The organism is Streptomyces sporangiiformans (genome assembly GCF_005768555.2).
GTDB lineage: Bacteria > Actinomycetota > Actinomycetes > Streptomycetales > Streptomycetaceae > Streptomyces > Streptomyces sporangiiformans.
Genome location: NZ_VCHX02000129.1, coordinates 94,959 through 113,156 on the forward strand (window position 1 = coordinate 94,959; position 18,198 = coordinate 113,156).

Genomic DNA, 18,198 nt, shown 5'->3' on the forward strand with positions numbered 1-18,198 from the left:
ACCGGATACGTCTCGGGAGCCGACGGAGCGGCTTGCCGGGAACCTCAGGGGAGCCGCTGACGCGGTTCCACCTGAGCCCGGTCCGCCGCTTCGGCGCCCTGGTTCCAGCCCGCCGCGTCGTTGACCCCACGCAGGCGGGTCGTGGTCGTCTCCGGGAACATGCGGTCCGTGCGGGCGGTGACCGCGACCTCGCGGGTGGCGAGGACCGGAAGAAGGTCGTCGGTCACCTGGGTCTCGGTGGCGGAGGCCAGACGCGTACCGATGCGCTGGGCGTACGCCGCCAGGAACGACTGACGGAAGGTCTTCGTACGGCGGCGGCCCGCGGCGCGGGCGGCCGCCTCCGCCTTCGTCATCGCGGCGGTGGCCTGCACGAGCAGTGAGGTGTGGAGGAGTTCGACCGCCTCCAGATCGGGTTCGAAACCGACGACGGTGGAGAAACCGAGGGGTTCGTTCCACACGGCCCGGCATCGGTTCGCGGTGGCGACCGCGTCGAGGAGCGTGGCCTTGGCCGCCTCGTACGGCGGGTCGACGCCGATCCGGCACGCACCGGGCGCGTCACCCGCGGACGCCCGCGCCGCGAGCAGTGCCTCGTCGATGCTGTGGCGCGCCATCAGCTCCTGCGCCTTGCCGGTGAGCGCCTCCGCCTCCTCCGGGAAGCCGGTCGCCTCCGCCTTGGCGAGCAGTGCGCGTATACGGGTCAGCATGCGGGACTCGGGCCGGCGATCCTCCGCTGTCCCGTGGAGCCGATGGTGGTGCGGATGGTCGAGTGGTTCGTCGAGCGGTTCGAGGGGCGGTAGGCGGAGCAGCAGGCGGTACAGCTCCAGCACGGCTGTCGCATGCGAGAAGCGGTCGGTGCGCACGGGGGCGGGGTCCAGCTCGTCGAGCTGCGCAGCCCAGCGGCGGCCGCGCGTCTGCTTCCGCCGGGCCTCGCCGCCGAGGATCAGGCCCGAGACCAGCCGCACGTGCGTCTCGTCCAGCTCGCGCCGCACGATCCGTACGACATCGGCGGGCTGCCAGCCACGCCGCCAGGCCGCCGCGATGAAGTCCTCACCGCGCAGGATGAGTTCGGCGTCCGCCGAGGGGTCGGCCGCGAGGAGTGAGGCGCCCGTGTCCAGGGTCGCGTCGGTGTCGGCGTAGAGGGCGGTCTCGAAGGCGCGGTCCACGCTACTGGGCGTACTCACGCGTCGATCGTGCCACGGAGCGGGGGCGGTGGTTTTCCTTCCGCAGCCCCGCCCCTTCCCGAAACTGGGGGCTGCGCCCCCAGGCCCCCAGGCCCCCGGTTCGTGGTTCGGTGCGGGTCCGTCATGGCTGGTCGTGCAGTTCCCCGCGCCCCTGAAGGGCGCCAGCAGCCGCCCGCCGCCGTCTCAGCGCGTGAAATTGGGTCGCCCCGCCGTACGCGCGCCGCAAAGCATGGCCCCATGGTCGACACCTCCCTCTACGCAGCGTTTCTGGTCGCCGCCCTCGCGCTGGTCGTGAGCCCCGGCCCCGACATGATGTTCATCGTGGCGATGGGCGGCCGCGGGGGCCCTGTCGCGGGCGTGATGGCCGCCGCCGGCGTGGCCTTCGCGATGCTGGTCCACGCCGTCGCCGCGATGCTGGGCCTCTCGGCCCTGTTCACCGCCCTGCCGACCCTGTACCACGTACTGCGCTGGGTGGGCGCGGCCTACCTCCTCTACCTCGCGGTCAAGGCGTTCCGTGACCGCTCGGCACCGGTCGAGGAAGGCGGCACCCTCGGCCCGGGGCGGCGGCGCGCCTTCTGGCAGGGCGCGGTCACCAACCTTCTCAATCCCAAGGTGATCCTCTTCAACGTCGCGTTCCTGCCGCAGTTCGTGAACCCCGGACTCGGCCACGTCATGACCCAGTTCCTGATCCTCGGCGTCACCCTGGTGGCCATGGGCTTCGCCTTCGACGCCTCGGTGGGCCTGCTCTCCGGCCGCCTCTCCGATGTGCTGCGCCGCAGCCGCCGGGTCGCCCGGGGCCTGAACATCTTCAGCGGGACGGTCTTCACCGGGCTCGCGGTGCGACTGCTCGTGGCGTCCCCCAAGTAGGGCCTCCACAGCACCGTCAACCCAGGGTTGACACCCCTCGGGTGTCAACCTACGGTTGACGCATGACTACGAACCCACGCGCCACCACCTCCATACGGCTCGACGACCTCATCGAGGCCATCAAGCAGGCCCACACCGACGCGCTGGACCAACTCCAGGACGCGGTGATCGCCGCGGATCACCTGGGCGACGTGGCCGACCACCTGATCGGCCACTTCGTGGACCAGGCCCGGCGTTCGGGCGCGTCCTGGACGGACATCGGCAAGAGCATGGGGGTCACCCGCCAGGCCGCCCAGAAACGGTTCGTGCCGAAGGCCGAATCGGACCTCGACCCGAGCCAGGGCTTCGGCCGCTACACCCCGCGGGCCAGGAACGTGGTGATGGCCGCCCACAGCGCGGCCAAGGCCGCCGGCAACGACCTGACCCACCCCGAACACCTGGTCCTCGGCCTCATCACCGAGCCCGAGGGAATCGGCGCGGCGATGATCACCGCGCAGGGCGTCTCCCTCGACGCGGTACGTGAGGCCGCGACCGCCGCGCTTCCGCCGAGGGCCGAGAGCGTTCCCGAGCTCATCCCCTACGGCGCGGGCGCCAAGAAGGTCCTGGAACTCACCTTCCGCGAGGCCCTCCGCCTCGGCCACAACTACATCGGCACGGAACACATCCTGCTCGCGCTGCTGGAGCACGAGGGCGGTACGGGCGTACTCAGCGGGCTGGGCGTGGACAAGACGGCCACGGAGGCCGGCGTCGAGCAGGCGCTCATGGCACTGAAGACCAGCCAGGAGTGATCAGCGGGGGCAGACTCCGTGGCCTGGTCCGGTCCCGTTGTCAGACCTCCCTGCCACACTCGCCACCATGACCGACCGGTGGGCTCTCGCACCGGCCGAGGACGGTGGCGCCGAGGTCGCCCGCCTCGGCGCCGACGGGCTGCCCGCGGGGCCGGTGGCGCGGGAGCCGGACCTCGCCGAGTCCGTACGCTCCCGGCCGGACGTCACCCGTTGGGTGTGGCGGGCGACGGACGAGGTCTATCCCCGCCTGCTCGCCGCGGGCGTCCGCGTGGAGCGGTGCTACGACATCGAGGTCGCCGAGACCCTCCTCCTCGGCCACGAGGGACGGCTCGGCGAGCCCCGGTCGGCGGCCGCAGCGCTGGCGAGGCTGCGCGGCGGCCCCGTCCCGCCGGACCCCCCGCAGCGCTCGGCCGAACCCGGCTCGCAGTCCTCCCTCTTCGAGCCGCGCCCCGTGCACGTACCGCTGGAACAGCTCATCGACGTGTACGCGCACCAGCTGCGAAGACACGAGGCGACAGCTCACCCCGAGCGGATGCGCCTGCTCACCGCCGCCGAGTCGGCGGGCACGCTGGTGGCCGGCGAGATGAACGCGTCCGGGCTGCCGTGGAGCGCGGCGGTGCACCGCGAAGTGCTGCACGAGCTGCTCGGTGAGCGGTACGCGGGCGGGGGCGAGCCCCGGCGGCTGGCCGAGCTGACGGACGAGGTGTCGGCCGCGTTCGGACGCCGAGTGCGGCCCGATCTGCCCGCGGACGTCGTCAAGGCCTTCGCACAGGCCGGGATCAGGATCCGCTCCACGCGCCGCTGGGAGATCGAGTCCGTCGACCACCCGGCGGTGAAGCCGCTGCTCGAGTACAAGACGCTGTACCGGATCTGGGTCGCCCACGGCTGGTCGTGGCTGCAGGACTGGGTGCGGGACGGGCGGTTCCGGCCCGAGTACGTGCCGGGCGGGACGGTCACCGGACGCTGGGTGACCAATGGCGGCGGTGCGCTGCAGATCCCCAAGGTGATCCGCCGCGCGGTGATCGCCGACCCGGGCTGGCGGCTCGTCGTGGCGGACGCCGACCAGATGGAGCCCCGCGTACTGGCCGCGATCTCACGCGACCCGGGCCTGATGGAGGTCGCCGGCCGAGAGACCGACCTCTACCAGTCCGTCTCCGACCGCGCCTTCGCCGGCAACCGCGACCAGGCGAAACTCGCAGTCCTCGGCGCGGTGTACGGGCAGACCTCCGGGGACGGTCTCAAGAACCTCGCCGCGCTGCGCCGCCGCTTCCCCAAGGCGGTCGCCTACGTCGACGACGCGGCGCGGGCGGGCGAGGAGGGACGGCTCGTGCGTACGTGGCTGGGGCGGACGTGTCCTCCGGCCGCGGGTGCCGACGACTCGTCCTCGGAGGAGGCGGGGATCCCGCAGGACGAGCCCGGTGAGGCCGACCGGACCGCCGAGGTCGTCCAGGCTGCCGACGGCCAGGAATGGGCCCCTGGGTACGCCTCCACCAACTCCCGGGCCCGTGGCCGCTTCGCCCGCAACTTCGTCGTCCAGGGCAGCGCGGCCGACTGGGCCTTGCTGCTGCTCGCCGCACTCCGGCGCACCTGTGCGGGGATGGCCGCCGAACTGGTCTTCTTCCAGCACGACGAGGTGATGGTGCACTGTCCGGCCGAGGAGGCGGACGCGGTCGTGGCGGCGATCCGGGAAGCGGCGGATCTGGCGGGGCGGCTGACGTTCGGTCAGACGCCGGTGCGGTTTCCGTTCACGACGGCCGTGGTGAAGTGTTACGCGGACGCCAAGTGAACGACCCTGCCACCCGGGCCCTCAGATGACCGGCGGCCGCCCCAGCCGCGCCAGCCGCCATACGGTCCGCCATCGCATCGGCCGCCGCTCCCCGCCCGACTCCCTGAGCCCCTCCACGAACCCGCCGAACCAGGCACGCAACCCGCCGACCGACCGCGTACGCAGAAGCGTCAGCGCGATCCAGACGCCCAGGTGGACGGGGACGAGCGGAAGGGGCAGCCGACGCCGGGTCAGCCAGACGCGGTTGCGGGCGGTGACGCGGTAGTAGATGGCGTGCCGGGCGGGCGAGGTCTTGGGGTGCTGGAGCAGCAGCTCCGGTTCGTACCGGATGGTCCAGCCGGCATCGGCGGCCCGCCAGGCCAGATCGGTCTCCTCGTGCGCGAAGAAGAACTCGGCGGGCCAGTCGCCGATCTCCGCGAGCATCTTCATGGAGAGAGCGTGCGCTCCGCCGAGGAAGCCGGTCACCGGCCCGCCGCGCATCGGGTCCTTGGCGCCGAGCCGGGGCACATGGCGCCGCTGGGTCTCGCCGTTCTCGTCGGCGATCCGGAACCCGACGATGCCGAGGCGCGGATCGGCGGCGTACAAGTCCCGTACCTTCCGCAGGACATCGGAGTCGACGAGCAACCCGTCGTCGTCGAGCTCCACGACGACATCCACGTCCCCGAACTCCCTGAGCCGCCGCAGCGCCACGTTCCGCCCGCCCGGGCATCCGAGGTTCTCGTCGACCTCGATGGTGGTGACCTCGCCGGGCAGTCCGGTGAACTCGGGCAGGGGGCATCCGTTCCCCACGATCACGATCCGCTCGGGCGCGAGGTCCTGCTTGGCCACCGAGGCCAGCAGCGCGTCGACTTCAACGGGCCGATTCCCCATGGTCACCACGGCCACCGCGATCCGCGGGCCCATCGACACGATGCCCACCCCACCTAGTTCGACAACAGGGAGCGATGCTAGTCGTTCACGATAAGGACACGTTAAGTACGTCTTCTCCGCAGGTCACTGATGGGCCTGTGGCCTCGGCGTGGCGTTGCGCAGCCGGATACCACTGAACTGCAGCGTGCTGGTGACCACCGAGTCCCAGAACTCCCAGAGGCTGTCGAGCACACGGAGTTGGATCCCCGCGTCCCGGTGGAGCCGCAGGAGATCGCCGACGGGCTGCGCGGGGCCGAGCGGTTCGACGGGCACGGTCGTCACGAAGGCGTGCGGTACCGGCCCGCCGAAGGGCCGGAAGGCAGCGGCGGAGAACCGGTAGGCGAACAGCTCGACGCCCAGGAACCGCTCCACCCAGTCGTACTCGATCGCGTGAACTCGCTCACCACCGCCCGGACCGAGGACGCGTTCACGGTCGGACGCCGACGTTCCCGGCGTGGCCCAGGCCATGGCCCGCGGACACTGGCGGGGAAACCAGTAGGCCGGGGCCTGGACCTCGTCGACGGCCCAGACGTACGCCTCCGGCTGCTGCGCGGTGGCGGCGACGTGCGGATGGAACACCGTGATCGCGGGGTCTTCCGAGAAGTGCAGTACTTCGCCAGGCTGCGGGCGCATACGCCCGGTCTATCGCAGGGCCGCCACCCGGCGCCAACACCTTTTCGACGCCTCACGGTGTGTCCTTCGGCGATGGCCCGCGCGGTGACCAGCCGCCTTGCCCCAAGGCGGATGCCGACCGCCACAGATTCACCGGCACATCCACGCGAGTCCGACTTGTCCGTTTCCTGCTCAGCGCGCACGCTGAGGACTATCGAGGACTATCAGTGACGTGACTGGCGCGAATTGAGTAAAGATGACGAACAGAAGGGCCCTATCTGATCAACACCCGGATCGCTCCGCCCACTCACCCGAGCCCGCCACAGCCACCGTCAGCCCGGAGGGCGTCGTCACGGGCTGGAGTGAGGGGGCCCGGCGCCTGCTGGGCTACCACGCTTCGGATGTCGTGGGGCGCACCGCGGCCGACCTGCTCGCCACTGTGGAGCTCTCCGACGCCATCGGGTACACCCTGACCGGTTCGCGCGAGTGGAGCGGCACGGCCGCCCTCCGGCACCAGGACGGTCACCGCCTCGACCTCACGCTGCACTGCTACCCCTCGCTGGACCGGAACGACGCGGTCCAGGAGTTCCTCGTGACCGCCGCCATGGACGCGCCCGAGGCGGAGCACGATCAGAGGATGCTGGAGTGGGCGTTCACCCAGTCCTCGGTCGCCATGTCCACCTTCAGCAAGGGCTCACGGGGGTGGCGGCTGAACCCCATCGCGTCGGAGAAGGCGGCAACAGGCGAGCAGCGCGCCGACGAGGGGTTCCTGCGGCACATCGACAGGGTGGCGCAGCACGCCATGCCGCTGCGCTACGAGCGCCGCATCCCGGTGCCGTCGACCGGTCCGGGAACCGGCCCGGTGGCCAGTGCGGAGAGCGGCCCGGGAACGGGCCCGCGGGAGGCCGGTTCTGAGGCCCGTCCAAGGGCCCGCTCCTCCCCGCAACGCGCCTGGATCACCGAGATGTGGCCGGTCCGGGACCCCGTCACCGGCGAGGTGCGCGGTGTCGCCACCGCGACGTTCGACAGCAGCGAGGAGCACTGGGCCCGGCAGCGGCTGGCCCTGCTGAACGAAGCGGGGGCCCGGATCGGCACCACCCTGAGTGTGACGCGCACCGCCCAGGAACTCGCCGATCTGGCCGTGCCCCGGCTCGCCGACTTCGTCAGCGTGGACCTGCTCGACTCCGTGCTCCGCGGTGAGGAGCCGGTTCCCGGGCCGGTCGACGCCGCCGTGGTGCTGCGGCGGGTCGCGCACCAGTCCGGCGCCGAAGGAGTGCCCGAGGCCTCCGTCGACCTCGGCGAGGCCGACACCTACCCCAGCTTCTCGCCTCCTGCCCGCTGCCTGGCCACCGGGCGACCGCTGCTCAGCGGGACGGACGATCCCGACTTCGTGCGGTGGATCGAGCAGGACGAGGCCAGGAGCGCGAGCGTACGCGGGTACGGATTTCACTCGATCATGGCGGTTCCCCTGCGGGCCCGCGGGATCACCCTCGGGGTGGCGGTCTTCGTGCGGAACCGGTCCTCGGCGCCCTTCGAGCGGGACGACCTGATCCTCGCCGAGGAACTGGCCGGCCGGGCGGCCGTCGGCGTCGACAACGCGCGCCGCTACACCCTCGAGCGCGGCAACGCGCTCACCCTCCAGCGCAGTCTGCTGCCCCGCGAACTGCCCAAGCAGGCGGCCGTAGAAGTCGCGTACCGCTATCTGCCGGCCGGCTCGAGCGCCGGTGTGGGCGGCGACTGGTTCGACGTCGTTCCGCTGTCCGGCACCCGGGTCGCCCTGGTCGTCGGAGACGTGGTCGGTCACGGCATCCATGCCTCGGCCACCATGGGACGGCTCCGCACGGCCGTACGGACGCTCGCCGACGTCGACCTGCCCCCGGACGAGCTCCTCACCCACCTCGACGACCTGGTCACCCACCTCACCTCCGACGACAACAGCCAGGCCCAGGAGGAGCTGTACACCGGTGAGGTCGGCGCCACCTGTCTGTACGCCGTCTACGACCCGGTCTCCCGCATGTGCACGCTGGCCAGCGCCGGCCACCCCCCGCCGGCCGTCCTTCTCCCCGACGGCAGGGTCACCGTGATCGGCCTCTCCCCCGGGCCCTTGCTGGGCGTCGGCGGGCTGCCCTTCGAGGCCACCGAGATCGAACTGCCCGAGGGCAGTCTGCTCGCCTTCTACACCGACGGACTGCTCGAAGCCCGCGACCATGACCTGGGGGTCGGCCTCGACCGGCTGTGCGAAGCGCTGGCCTCCCCCGTCCCCTCGCTCGACGTCACCTGCGACGCCATGCTCAAGGCGCTGCTCCCCGAAACCCCCGACGACGACGTGGCCCTCCTTCTCGCCCGCACCCGCGCCCTGCATGCCGACCAGGTCGCCGCGTGGGCCCTGCCGGCCGACCCGGCGATCGTCGCCGACGCCCGGGCCCAGGCCTCCCGCCAGCTGACGGCCTGGGGCCTGGAAGAGATCGCGTTCGTCACCGAGCTGGTGGTGAGCGAGCTGGTCACCAACGCCATCCGGTACGGGGATGTCCCGATCGGACTCCGGCTGATCCGCGACCGGTCCCTGATCTGCGAGGTCTCCGACGCCAGCAACACGGCTCCCCATCTGCGCCGCGCGCGGACGTACGACGAGGGCGGCCGCGGACTGCACATGGTCGCGCAGCTCACTCAGGGCTGGGGCACCCGCCAGACGTCCAGAGGCAAGACCATCTGGGCCGAACAGCCTCTTCCGGGCAACTGAGGATGGGCAGTGAGAGGGGCGAGCCGGTGGCAGGAGTCGACGCCCCGGTCTCCGGGGGTGGCGGGGCCCGCATGCTCGGGCTGCTCTATCCGCCGGCCGGCCGAGGCCGCCTCTACACCGAGATGCAGCTCGCCTTCATCGGCGGGGTGGCCGAGGCCGCCACGATCCACGGCTACGATCTGCTGCTCTCCCCCAGCGACACGGAGAGCGATCCCTCGTTCCGGCGGATCCTCGCCGAGCGGCTGGTGGACGGCCTGATCGTCATGGAGATCCGGCGGGACGACGACCGGGTCGACCATCTCGCCAAAGCGGGCTTTCCCTTCGTCACGATCGGCAGGAACCGCAGGGCGGACGAGACCAGTTGGGTCGATCTGGACTTCGCCGGTCTGGCGGCCGGCTGTGTGCGTCACCTCGCCGACCTGGGCCACCGCCGGATCGCCTTCGTCAACCGGTCGGAACAGCTCTTCCACAGCGGGTACGGGTTCGCGCACCTCGGGCTCGAGGGCTACACCGAGGCCATGGCGGAGCTGGGCCTCACCACCCACGCGTATCTCTGCGACGACGCCGTCGTCGCGGGTGAGAAGGTGCTGGAGCGGATCCTGCGGGACGACCCGGCGACCACCTCGTTGGTCACCATGAACGAGGCGGCGTTGGAGGGCCTGTACCGCGGGCTGACGCGGCACGGCCGTGCCGTGCCGCGTGATTTCTCGATCGTCGGCGTGGCGGCCGGGCACTGGGCGGAGCAGGTGACGCCGCAGCTCACCGCGGCCGAGATCCCGGCCAAGGAGATGAGCCGGATCGGGGTCGAGCTGATCGTGGAGCGTCTCACCGCGCCCGCCTCACCTCCCCGGCACGTCCTGCTGAAACCCCTGATCTCCCTGCGCGCCAGCACCGGTCCGTGCCGGCCGGTGCCCGGCTCGGAACCGGAACCGGAAGTCTCTGAATTCCCGGACATACCGGACTTCCCGGGTTCCGATTTCTGACCCGAGTGCTCGACCGATCCGGGCCTCCTTCGCCACCCCGGCCCTGATCCCCCCGGCCCTGATCCCCCACCTCTCAGCCCTGACCCCCTGATCACAGACTTGGGAGCGGAGTATGCCGTCCACCGTCGACCGTCGTGGCTTCTTGCGTGCCGCGGCCACAGGAACCGCCGCCCTCGGCCTGAGCGGATCCCTGGCCTCCTGCGGCTCCGACCAGGAGAGCGCCACGGTCACTCTCACTTGGTGGGACTACTTCACCTTGGAGAACTTCCAGGAAGGCATGACAGCCCTCATCCAGGACATCGAGGAAAACGTTCCCGGTGTGAAGATCAGTCGGCGGACCTTCCCCTTCGCGGACCTCGACCGGCAGATCACCCTGGGCGCGGTCTCCGGCGACCTGCCGGACATCGCCATCGTCGACAACGTGGCGATGAACACCCTGGGCGGCAGCGACCTGCTGGCCGACCTCACCGACAAGGTCGAGGAGTGGGGCCAGGCCGACCAGTACTACAAAGGCCCCTGGGACGGCTGCCAGGTGGAAGGCAAGACGCTGGGGATTCCCAACAACGCCAACTGCCTCGCCCTCTACTACAACACCGACATGCTCCGGTCCGCCGGAGTGGAGCCGCCCACCACATGGGACGAGCTGGCCGACGCGGCACAGCGGCTGACCAGTGGGAACCGGTTCGGGCTGGCCATGAGCGCGATCAAGACCGAGGAGGGCGTCTTCCAGTTCCTGCCGTTCCTGTGGCAGGCCGGCGGTGACCTGGACACCTTCGCCACCCACGGTGCGACCGCTCTGTCCTTCCTCGACGACCTGGTCGCCAAGGGCTCGCTGTCCGAACAGTGCGTCGGCTGGAACCAGCAGGACGCCAACGCCCGGTTCCTCAACCAGCGGGCCGCGATGCAGATCAACGGACCGTGGCAGATCCCCACCCTCAAGCAGGCGAACCTGGAGTGGGAGGTGGTCGCCCTCCCCCGCGACAAGACGGCCGCCACCTGCCTGGGCGGCGAGAACTGGGTCGTGATGGCGAGCAGCGATCACCAGGACAAGGCGTGGGAGGTGCTGCGGTACACCCAGCGTCCGTCGGTTCTGCTGCCGTATCTGGTGGCGTTCGGCAACCTCCCCGCCCGCAAGGATCTGGCCGACCAGGGCCCCTGGGCGTCCGACCCGGCCCTGCGGCTGTTCCTCAGCCAGCTGCCGATCGCCCGTCCACGCCAGTACGGGCCGGGCTACGCCGACGCCTCACAGGCGATCGCCGAGGCCGAACAGGCCGTACTCACCGACTCCGCCACCCCCGGGGCCGCGGCGAGGACCGCCGCGGCCGAGATCGACAAAGCGCTGGAGCGGCGGTGAGGCCACGCCGCCCGGCTCCACGCTCGTCCCGCTCACCCGCTTCCCACCCGCCTGCTTCCCGCTCGTTCTCTCCCCGCGTGCTCTCTCCCCGCCGTCTCGTTCCCCGCCGTCTCGCTCCCCGGCTGCTCGCCTCCCGCCCGCCGACGCCCCGGCCGCCCTCTGCCCGCCTGCGGCGGGCCGGGTACCTGTTCTCCCTGCCGAGCCTGGCCTTCCTCGCCCTCTTCCTGGTGTACCCGCTGCTCTACAACGTGTGGATGTCCGTGCACGACGTGGCCCTGAGAGGTCTGCTCGGCGAGGCGACGCGGTTCAACGGTCTCGCCAACTACCGTGCCATCGTGTCCGACCCGGACTTCTGGCATTCGGCCCGGCTGTCGGTGGTCTTCACGCTGGGATCACTGCTGTTCCAGTTCACCATCGGCTTCGCCCTGGCCCTGCTCTTCGCCCGGCCCTTCCCGCTGAACGGCCTGCTCCGGTCGCTGCTGCTGGTGGCCTGGCTGCTGCCGCCGATCGTCAGCGGCACCCTCTTCCGCTGGATGCTCGACGGCGAATCCGGCGCGTACAACGCCCTGCTCCGGGCGGCGGGCCTGGGCTCCCTGTCCCACGACTGGCTCATCGAGCCGGGCACGTCCCTCGCCGGAGTCGTCTTCGCCAATGTGTGGATCGGCGTGCCCTTCAACATGCTGCTGATCCTGGTGGGACTGCACACCATCGACCCGGAACTCCACGAAGCCGCCGCCATCGACGGCGCGGGCGCCTGGAAGCGCTTCCGCTGGATCACCCTGCCGCTGATGCTGCCCGTCTCGGTGATGGTGCTGCTGCTCGGCCTCGTCTACACCTTCAAGGTCTTCGACGTCATCTTCGTCATGACGGGCGGCGGTCCGGTCGACGCCACCACCGTCCTGTCCCTCTACGTCTACGAGGTCTTCTTCAGGTTCTTCCGGTTCGGCGAGGGAGCCGCCGCCGGACTGCTGCTGCTCATCGTGCCGCTGGTCGCGGGCTCCATCTACGTACTGCGGTTGCGCGGGGAGGGAGAAGCCGCATGAAACCGGCGCGCCACCCCTGGCTCCTCACCGCGATCGCCGTACTGATCACCGTCGCCTTTCTGCTGCCGATCTACTGGATGGTCAAGACCAGCCTCACCGAGCCGGACCGGATCCTGGCCGGGTCCCCGCGCTGGATCCCCGCACCGCTCACCACCGAGAACTACTCGGCGGCGTTGGAGGACGACGCACTCCTCCAGGCCCTGCGCAACAGCCTGGTGATCTCCTGCGGAGTGGTCGCCATCACCCTGCTGCTGGGCGTCCCGATCAGCTACGCGCTCGCCCGCGTCCGTATGCGCGGCTCCGGTGCCATGGTGCTCGCCCTGCTCGTCGCCCAGCTTCCGCCCAGCATCGTGCTGGCGGCCCCGCTGTTCATCCTCGAACGCCGGGCCGGTATCGACGACACGTACATCGGCCTGATCGCCGCCGACACGACCCTCACCCTGCCCTTCGCGGTGATCGTGCTGCGCCCTGTCCTGCGAGGTGTGCCGAGGGAACTGGAGGAGGCCGCCCTGGTCGACGGCTGCGGGCTGACGGGCGTACTGCTGCGCATCGTTCTGCCCCTCATGGTGCCCGGACTCGTCGCGGTGGCCGGCCTCTCCTTCCTGATCGGCTGGGGCGAGTTCGTCTTCGGACTCACCCTCGCCCAGGACCCCGACGTACAACCGGTCACCGTCCTCCTCAACGCCTTCGTCGGCCAGCACGGAACGTCCTGGGGGAGGTTGATGGCCACCGCCACACTCATCAGCATCCCGGTGGTCTGCATCTTCGCGATCTTCCAACGCTTCATCGTCGGCGGGCTCACCGCCGGAAGCATCAGAGGCTGAGGGACCGCGGGCGTTCACGCTGCCCTGTTCAGGCCCGCAACGGGTTGGCGCGCGCCGCCGCCAGCAGGTACCAGGCGGTCGCGCCCGTGTGCCGGTACGGGTAGTAGCCGAAGCCGAAACCGGTGTCGAGGGGGCTGCTCGCCGAGACGACTCCGGAACGCTCGGGGAGCGCCTTGCCGCCGACGCTCTGGCCGCCGCCGAGCAGGTCCTGGGCCCGCTCGATGGAGGCGATCAGCCGGCGGGCGCGCGCCTGGTCGCCGCGTCCGTCGCGGTCCCGCAGGGCGAGCGCGAGGTGGGCCGTTCCCTCGAACCACACGCCGTTCCGGTCGGGCTTGGGCTGGAACTCGGCGATCGGGGCGTCCTCGTTCGCCACGAGACTGGCGGAGCTGAAGGTGACCCCCTCGTACGACTGGCCCGCGGGCACCGTGCTGTTCCGCCGGCCGGCGTGGTCCAGGACGGCCAGCTCGGCCGCGGCCCAGTCCAGCGACCGGGAGTAGGAACTGGGGCGGGACGAGGACGAAGAGGGAGACGAGGAGGCCAGGGCGAGATGGGTCCAGGTCTGGGTGTCTTCCGGGATCGGCGACTTGTTGACCGTCACACCGTCGTTGGTACCGGTGTAGAAGAAGCCGCCGGACGGCTCCCACATCTTCTTGACGAAGGCCTCGGCACGCGCGCGCCGCTCCCGCCACACCCGGTCCCCGGTGAGCCGGGCGAGCCGTCCGAAGAGGCAGATCAGGTCCGTGTTGTGCTCGGTCGAGGTGAAGGGCAGTTTCTCGTTGGCTCCGTTGACGCCGAACTTGTAGCCGCCGAGGGGTTCGTCGGTGCGGCCGGTCCGCTCGATCCACGTACCGATCCGCACGGCACCGTCGAGGAAGCGTCGGGCCCCGGTCCGTCGGGCGAGCGCGCTGAGCGCGATGCCCGCCCAGGCCATGTCGCCCACGGCCGTTCCGGTGAAGCCGAACTGCGTGCCGACGTTGGCGGTGCCGTCCGCCCGCACGAAGCCGTCCGGCTGCCGTGAACCGTCGAAGAAGGTGTACGGCCCGACGTTGTACGCCTGGCGGAGCCTGCCGTCGTCGTACGCCGGGTCGTGGGCCTGGGCGTACAGCAGCGCGTCGCCGAGGGCCGCGGCTCTGGCCCGGCCGTCCGCGGTACGAGCCGCGAGGTGGGCCAGGATCGCGAGGGCGTTGTCATAGGTGAACGCGGTGCTGAACAGACCCGCCTGGTCGGTGTAGCTCTGGGTCAGGCGGATGCTGCCGTGGTCCGGATAGGCGTCCATGGCGGCGGCGAGAAAGGCGTGCCCACGACGCCGGGCTCGACGGCCGGCGGAAGTCCCGGTGGCATCCGGGGCCCCGGCCGCGTGGGCCGCCCCGGAGCCGGCCGCGGTGAGCGCCGCGGCACCGATGCCGAGGCCGGTCCCGATGAGCGTACGGCGGCTGAACGCGGGGCCTGGGCCGTGGCCTTGGCTGCCGGTCATGGGTCTCCCCTATGTTTGAGAGCGCTCTCAGCGATGCGCGCTCATTGTGCTGGCGCATGTGGGGCGGGTCAACGCCTGTGACAGCCAAATCAGTTGGGGAGAAGGAAACGAGGGGCCCCGCAACACCGGCGGTGTTGCGGGGCCGAGGAAACGCGGAGGTGGCCGTCGGTCACTCGTCCACGACGGTGAGCTCGCGATCGTTCAGCGGCTGGGTCGGCCGATCGGCCTTCGGGAACAGCTCCTTGTACGCGGCCACCTCGTCCGGGGCGACCTGCACCGGTTCCTTGAGAACGGTCCACTTGACGCCCTCGGTGCAGGGCGGGGTCGTCAGTGAGCCCTCGTACTGGTACTGGTCACGGTCACCGGGCAGGAACGCGGTGAGATCGAAGGTCTTGGTGATCTTCTCCGTGGCGCCTTCCTCGGACGGCAGCTTCTCGAAGAGATCCGCGAAGGCGGACGTACCGGCCTTCTCCTTCATCAGTACGCCCACGACTGCGAGCTTGCCGTTCTTGTCCGCGTGCACGAAGTGCATCTCCATCGCGGTGTGCTCACCCTCCTCCGTGTGCTCGCTCGGGAGGTGGAAGTGGAACTGCTTGAGGTCGTAGGAGGTGCCGTCGATGACGATCTTGCTGCCCGCGGAGACATCGGCCTGGACGGTGTGACCGTTGTTCACCAGCTCGGCGGTGACGGGTCTGTAGTCGATGGTGACGGCCTTGTCGACCGGGGCCTCGGCCGCCTTGTCGTCATCCAGATCGATCGGGGACTGTTCGCGCCCGGCCTCACAGGCCTCGAAGTCCTCGGCGAGGGTCGCCCAGTTCGCCGGACCGTCAGCCCCCTCGTAACTCCAGTGGGCACCCTCCTGCTTCTTCTCGTTCTTCTCACCCTTGGCGTCGGAGTTGCCGTCGGAGTTGGGCGAGACGGCCGCGGCCGGCGTGCTCTTCGCATCCGCGCCGCCGTCTTCGTCGGCGCAGGACGTGGCCGTGAAGACCGTCAGGGCGGTGACTCCGGCTATCGCGGCCATGCGTATGACACGGGAAGACATGCTTGTTTCCACCTCATGGAGGTCGGCTGATCGGGATTTCGGCCACCGTTTGGGTGCCGATCTCCACTGTTCGGTCCGGCCGACCAGCGCAGAGACGAGCGACGAACAAGGAAGGACCAATCGAGTTAAGGGCTCGTACAAAAAACGATCTGCGTTTCTTACCCTGCGGAAGTTGACTCTCCTACCGTGGGAGACCCGATGGTGAGTCGCGTGCGTATCGAGGACACGGCCTTGTTGAGCATCGGCGAGGCGGCGGAACGTACCGGATTGTCGGTGAAGTTGATCCGGCACTGGTCCGACGTCGGAGTGGCGCCGCCGACGCGCCGTACGTCGGCCGGCTACCGGTTGTACGACGCCCAGGCAGTGGCTCGGCTGGAGTTGGCGCGGACGTTGCGTGATCTCGGACTGGGCCTGGATGCCATTCGCGGCGTTGTCGACCGCACGCGTGGCCTGGCCGAGGCGGCAGCGGTCCACGCAGACGCGCTGGAAGCGCAGATCCGCACGCTTCGACTACAGCAGGCGGTTCTGCGGTCGGTCGTCAACCGCAGCACCACGACTGAGGAGTTCACCATCATGACCAAGGTGGCGCGGCTGTCCGCGGCCGAGCGCACGGCGATCATCCACGAGTTCGTGTTGAGCACGATCGAGGACCTGGACGTACCGACCTACCGGCAGGGACTGCTCGCCGCTACCCCGAACCTGCCCGTGGAGCCCACCGCCGAGCAGGTCGACGCCTGGATCGAGCTGGCGGAACTCGTCCGCGACCCCGCGTTGCGCACGGCGATGCGCCGCATGGCCGAGTACTCGGCCGAGCACGCACCGGGTGAGCACGACGAGCAGACTCTCCGAGCGGTGCAGGACCTCACCGACATGTGGGTGCGGCGGGTCACCGCGGCAATCGAGGACGGGATCGCCGCGGACTCACCGACCTCCGAGCCGATCGTGGCCGACATCGTCCAGGCATGGATCCCCACCCAGTCCCAAACTCGCCGCCCCTCGGACGGCGACGGCGCCGACGCCCGGCGTCGACTGCTGGAACAACTCGAAGTCGCCGCCGACACCCGAACCGAACGCTACGGGCAGCTGCTGTGCATCATCAACGGCCGGCCACCAAGGCCGAGCATGGCCGTGCCGGGCCAGTGGCTCATGACCGCGCTGCGAACCCACTCCGAGCCGGGCGCGCGGGCCGCGGGCATCGCGGCGATGGTCGACGATCAGGGGAATACGACCGATCCGGCGGGCCTGTTGAACGCCTGCACCCGGGTTCTGGCCGAGGTGGAGAAGATGGTGGCCGCCGTGAAACCGGAGCAGCTGGGCGATCCCACACCGTGCGCCAACTGGGACGTACGCACCCTGCTCAACCACCTGGTCTGGGAGAACCTGTTGTGGACGAGCCTGGCCGACGGCACCCCCCGTTCCGACTTCACCGCCGACCACCTCGGCGGCGACCCGGCAGCCGCGTTCCGCTCCGCGGCGCGGACGACACTCACGGCGTTTCGCCGACCGGGCATGACCGAGCAGCACTACGGCCCGGCCCCTGGCTGGCGGCTGGTCGAGCAGGTCATCATCGAAATGCTGGTCCACGGCTGGGACCTGGCCAAGGCGACCGGCCGGCCGACCGACTTCCTCCCGGACATCGCCGAGACCACCCTGCCCGCGGCCCAGGCGATCTACGGTGCCCTGCCCAGAACTCCCGGCGGTTCCTTCGCCCCGCCACAGCCGACACCCGCCGGTGCGAGCGCCACCGACCGCCTTGCCGCGTACCTGGGCCGCACGATCGGCTGAGCGGGGCGGTTTTCCGCGAGGGGTCGCCGTCGCCTGGCAACATCTGACCGGCGGCTACTGGGCGACCTGCACCGTCGAAGTCAGCCGTGCACCTCAACTCAGGAGGACGCCAGGTGACCGGTCAGAACTCCCTTGCGGACAGCGAAGTCTGGGATCCCTTCGGCACATTGCACCGCGCGCTGTGGATGGGCGGCGGCCAATGGGCCGGTAAGTCGACCGTGGCCCGGCTCCTTGCCGTCCAGTACGGCATTACCGTCTATCACTACGACTACCAGGACGCCCGCGGTCACAACGATCGCCGGATCGCCCGTCGCGTCGGCCTCGGCGAGCCCGCCACCGAACCCCACCCGGACAAGGTGTGGGTCCACCCGACCCCGGAAGAGATGGCCACCGAGACCCTGGCGGGCTTCCCGGTCCGGTTCGAATGGGCCCTGGACGACCTGCGCTCGCTCGTCTCGGGCCACCCGATCATCGCCGAAGGCTGGGGACTCCGCCCCGAGCTCGTCGCACGCATCATCGACTCACCGCGCCGGATGGTCGTCATGGTGCCCACACCGGAGTTCCGCCAACGTCAGGTCCGCGAGCTGCCCCGAGCCGCCTCGCTCGGCCACCGCGTCAGCGACCCGGCCCGAGCACAGGCCAACCGCCTCACCCGCGACCGCCTCGTCGCCGAGGACGCCGTCCGCACCGCCCACCGACTCGGCATCCGCGTGATCGAAGTCGACGGCTCCCGCGATGCCACGGCGATCGCAGAACTCGTCGCCGACCACTTCAGCCCGTACCTCCCGCGACTGCACGGCGAGGCTTGAT

The 18,198-nt window shown here is 70.5% G+C and carries 15 protein-coding genes; 10 read left to right on the forward strand and 5 right to left on the reverse strand.

The window, feature by feature from the left end; all coding sequences use genetic code 11:
• Positions 1-44 precede the first annotated feature (44 nt).
• Complete coding sequence (locus FGD71_RS17950) at positions 45-1,181, reverse strand: DUF2786 domain-containing protein (protein WP_119101462.1); 1,137 nt, start codon at positions 1,179-1,181, stop codon at positions 45-47.
• A 237-nt stretch (positions 1,182-1,418) separates the two neighbouring features.
• On the opposite strand from FGD71_RS17950, the gene FGD71_RS17955 reads away from it, so the two are divergent.
• The 3 genes from FGD71_RS17955 (at position 1,419) to FGD71_RS17965 (ending at position 4,622) form a co-directional block, all read left to right on the forward strand.
• Positions 1,419-2,048, forward strand: a complete 630-nt coding sequence (locus FGD71_RS17955; protein WP_119101463.1) for a LysE family translocator — start codon at positions 1,419-1,421, stop codon at positions 2,046-2,048.
• 62 nt (positions 2,049-2,110) lie between these two features.
• Positions 2,111-2,836, forward strand: a complete 726-nt coding sequence (locus tag FGD71_RS17960; protein ID WP_119101464.1) for a Clp protease N-terminal domain-containing protein — start codon at positions 2,111-2,113, stop codon at positions 2,834-2,836.
• A 67-nt stretch (positions 2,837-2,903) separates the two neighbouring features.
• Positions 2,904-4,622: a bifunctional 3'-5' exonuclease/DNA polymerase gene (locus tag FGD71_RS17965; protein WP_119101465.1), complete on the forward strand. Its 1,719-nt coding sequence runs from the start codon at positions 2,904-2,906 to the stop codon at positions 4,620-4,622.
• 21 nt (positions 4,623-4,643) lie between these two features.
• On the opposite strand, the gene FGD71_RS17970 is transcribed toward FGD71_RS17965, so the two are convergent.
• A complete protein-coding gene (locus FGD71_RS17970; protein WP_119101582.1) occupies positions 4,644-5,525 on the reverse strand; it encodes a glycosyltransferase family 2 protein in 882 nt (293 codons plus the stop codon).
• 90 nt (positions 5,526-5,615) lie between these two features.
• Positions 5,616-6,164 (reverse strand): DUF6886 family protein, encoded by a 549-nt coding sequence (locus tag FGD71_RS17975; protein ID WP_119101466.1) that lies wholly within the window; start codon positions 6,162-6,164, stop codon positions 5,616-5,618.
• A gap of 235 nt (positions 6,165-6,399) precedes the next feature.
• On the opposite strand from FGD71_RS17975, the gene FGD71_RS17980 reads away from it, so the two are divergent.
• The 5 genes from FGD71_RS17980 (at position 6,400) to FGD71_RS18000 (ending at position 13,087) form a co-directional block, all read left to right on the forward strand.
• Positions 6,400-8,883 (forward strand): ATP-binding SpoIIE family protein phosphatase, encoded by a 2,484-nt coding sequence (locus FGD71_RS17980; RefSeq protein WP_119101467.1) that lies wholly within the window; start codon positions 6,400-6,402, stop codon positions 8,881-8,883.
• A 26-nt stretch (positions 8,884-8,909) separates the two neighbouring features.
• Positions 8,910-9,866, forward strand: a complete 957-nt coding sequence (locus FGD71_RS17985; RefSeq protein WP_420878316.1) for a LacI family DNA-binding transcriptional regulator — start codon at positions 8,910-8,912, stop codon at positions 9,864-9,866.
• Positions 9,867-9,978: 112 nt separating this feature from the next.
• The gene (locus FGD71_RS17990; protein ID WP_119101469.1) at positions 9,979-11,220 is read left to right on the forward strand and encodes an ABC transporter substrate-binding protein; all 1,242 of its coding nucleotides are present in this window, start codon (positions 9,979-9,981) and stop codon (positions 11,218-11,220) included.
• A gap of 77 nt (positions 11,221-11,297) precedes the next feature.
• On the forward strand, positions 11,298-12,263 hold the full coding sequence (locus FGD71_RS17995; RefSeq protein WP_240436641.1) for a carbohydrate ABC transporter permease: 966 nt from the start codon (positions 11,298-11,300) through the stop codon (positions 12,261-12,263).
• Entirely contained in the window at positions 12,260-13,087 is an 828-nt protein-coding gene (locus FGD71_RS18000; RefSeq protein WP_119101470.1) for a carbohydrate ABC transporter permease, read from the forward strand. The genes FGD71_RS17995 and FGD71_RS18000 overlap by 4 nt, the downstream gene beginning before the upstream one ends.
• Positions 13,088-13,115: 28 nt before the next feature.
• Here the strand turns inward: FGD71_RS18000 and FGD71_RS18005 are convergent, their stop codons facing one another.
• Together FGD71_RS18005 and FGD71_RS18010 are read right to left on the reverse strand one after the other, a co-directional pair.
• Positions 13,116-14,561, reverse strand: a complete 1,446-nt coding sequence (locus FGD71_RS18005; RefSeq protein ID WP_119101471.1) for a Tat pathway signal sequence domain protein — start codon at positions 14,559-14,561, stop codon at positions 13,116-13,118.
• A gap of 169 nt (positions 14,562-14,730) precedes the next feature.
• Positions 14,731-15,603: a carbonic anhydrase gene (locus tag FGD71_RS18010; protein ID WP_119101472.1), complete on the reverse strand. Its 873-nt coding sequence runs from the start codon at positions 15,601-15,603 to the stop codon at positions 14,731-14,733.
• 210 nt (positions 15,604-15,813) lie between these two features.
• Here FGD71_RS18010 and FGD71_RS18015 point away from each other — a divergent pair, with 210 nt between their 5' ends.
• Positions 15,814-17,388, forward strand: a complete 1,575-nt coding sequence (locus tag FGD71_RS18015) for a TIGR03086 family metal-binding protein (RefSeq protein WP_338120058.1) — start codon at positions 15,814-15,816, stop codon at positions 17,386-17,388.
• A gap of 113 nt (positions 17,389-17,501) precedes the next feature.
• A complete protein-coding gene (locus tag FGD71_RS18020) occupies positions 17,502-18,197 on the forward strand; it encodes a hypothetical protein (RefSeq protein WP_240436642.1) in 696 nt (231 codons plus the stop codon).
• Position 18,198 lies beyond the last annotated feature (1 nt).

Excerpts from the sequence above, each read along its gene's own strand:
- FGD71_RS17955 (WP_119101463.1), top strand. The coding sequence starts at position 1,419 with ATGGTCGACACCTCCCTCTACGCAGCGTTTCTGGTCGCCGCCCTCGCG.
- FGD71_RS17960 (WP_119101464.1), top strand. The coding sequence starts at position 2,111 with ATGACTACGAACCCACGCGCCACCACCTCCATACGGCTCGACGACCTC.
- FGD71_RS17965 (WP_119101465.1), top strand. The coding sequence starts at position 2,904 with ATGACCGACCGGTGGGCTCTCGCACCGGCCGAGGACGGTGGCGCCGAG.
- FGD71_RS17970 (WP_119101582.1), bottom strand. The coding sequence starts at position 5,525 with ATGGGCCCGCGGATCGCGGTGGCCGTGGTGACCATGGGGAATCGGCCC.
- FGD71_RS17975 (WP_119101466.1), bottom strand. The coding sequence starts at position 6,164 with ATGCGCCCGCAGCCTGGCGAAGTACTGCACTTCTCGGAAGACCCCGCG.
- FGD71_RS17980 (WP_119101467.1), top strand. The coding sequence starts at position 6,400 with ATGACGAACAGAAGGGCCCTATCTGATCAACACCCGGATCGCTCCGCC.
- FGD71_RS17990 (WP_119101469.1), top strand. The coding sequence starts at position 9,979 with ATGCCGTCCACCGTCGACCGTCGTGGCTTCTTGCGTGCCGCGGCCACA.
- FGD71_RS18000 (WP_119101470.1), top strand. The coding sequence starts at position 12,260 with ATGAAACCGGCGCGCCACCCCTGGCTCCTCACCGCGATCGCCGTACTG.
- FGD71_RS18005 (WP_119101471.1), bottom strand. The coding sequence starts at position 14,561 with ATGACCGGCAGCCAAGGCCACGGCCCAGGCCCCGCGTTCAGCCGCCGT.
- FGD71_RS18010 (WP_119101472.1), bottom strand. The coding sequence starts at position 15,603 with ATGTCTTCCCGTGTCATACGCATGGCCGCGATAGCCGGAGTCACCGCC.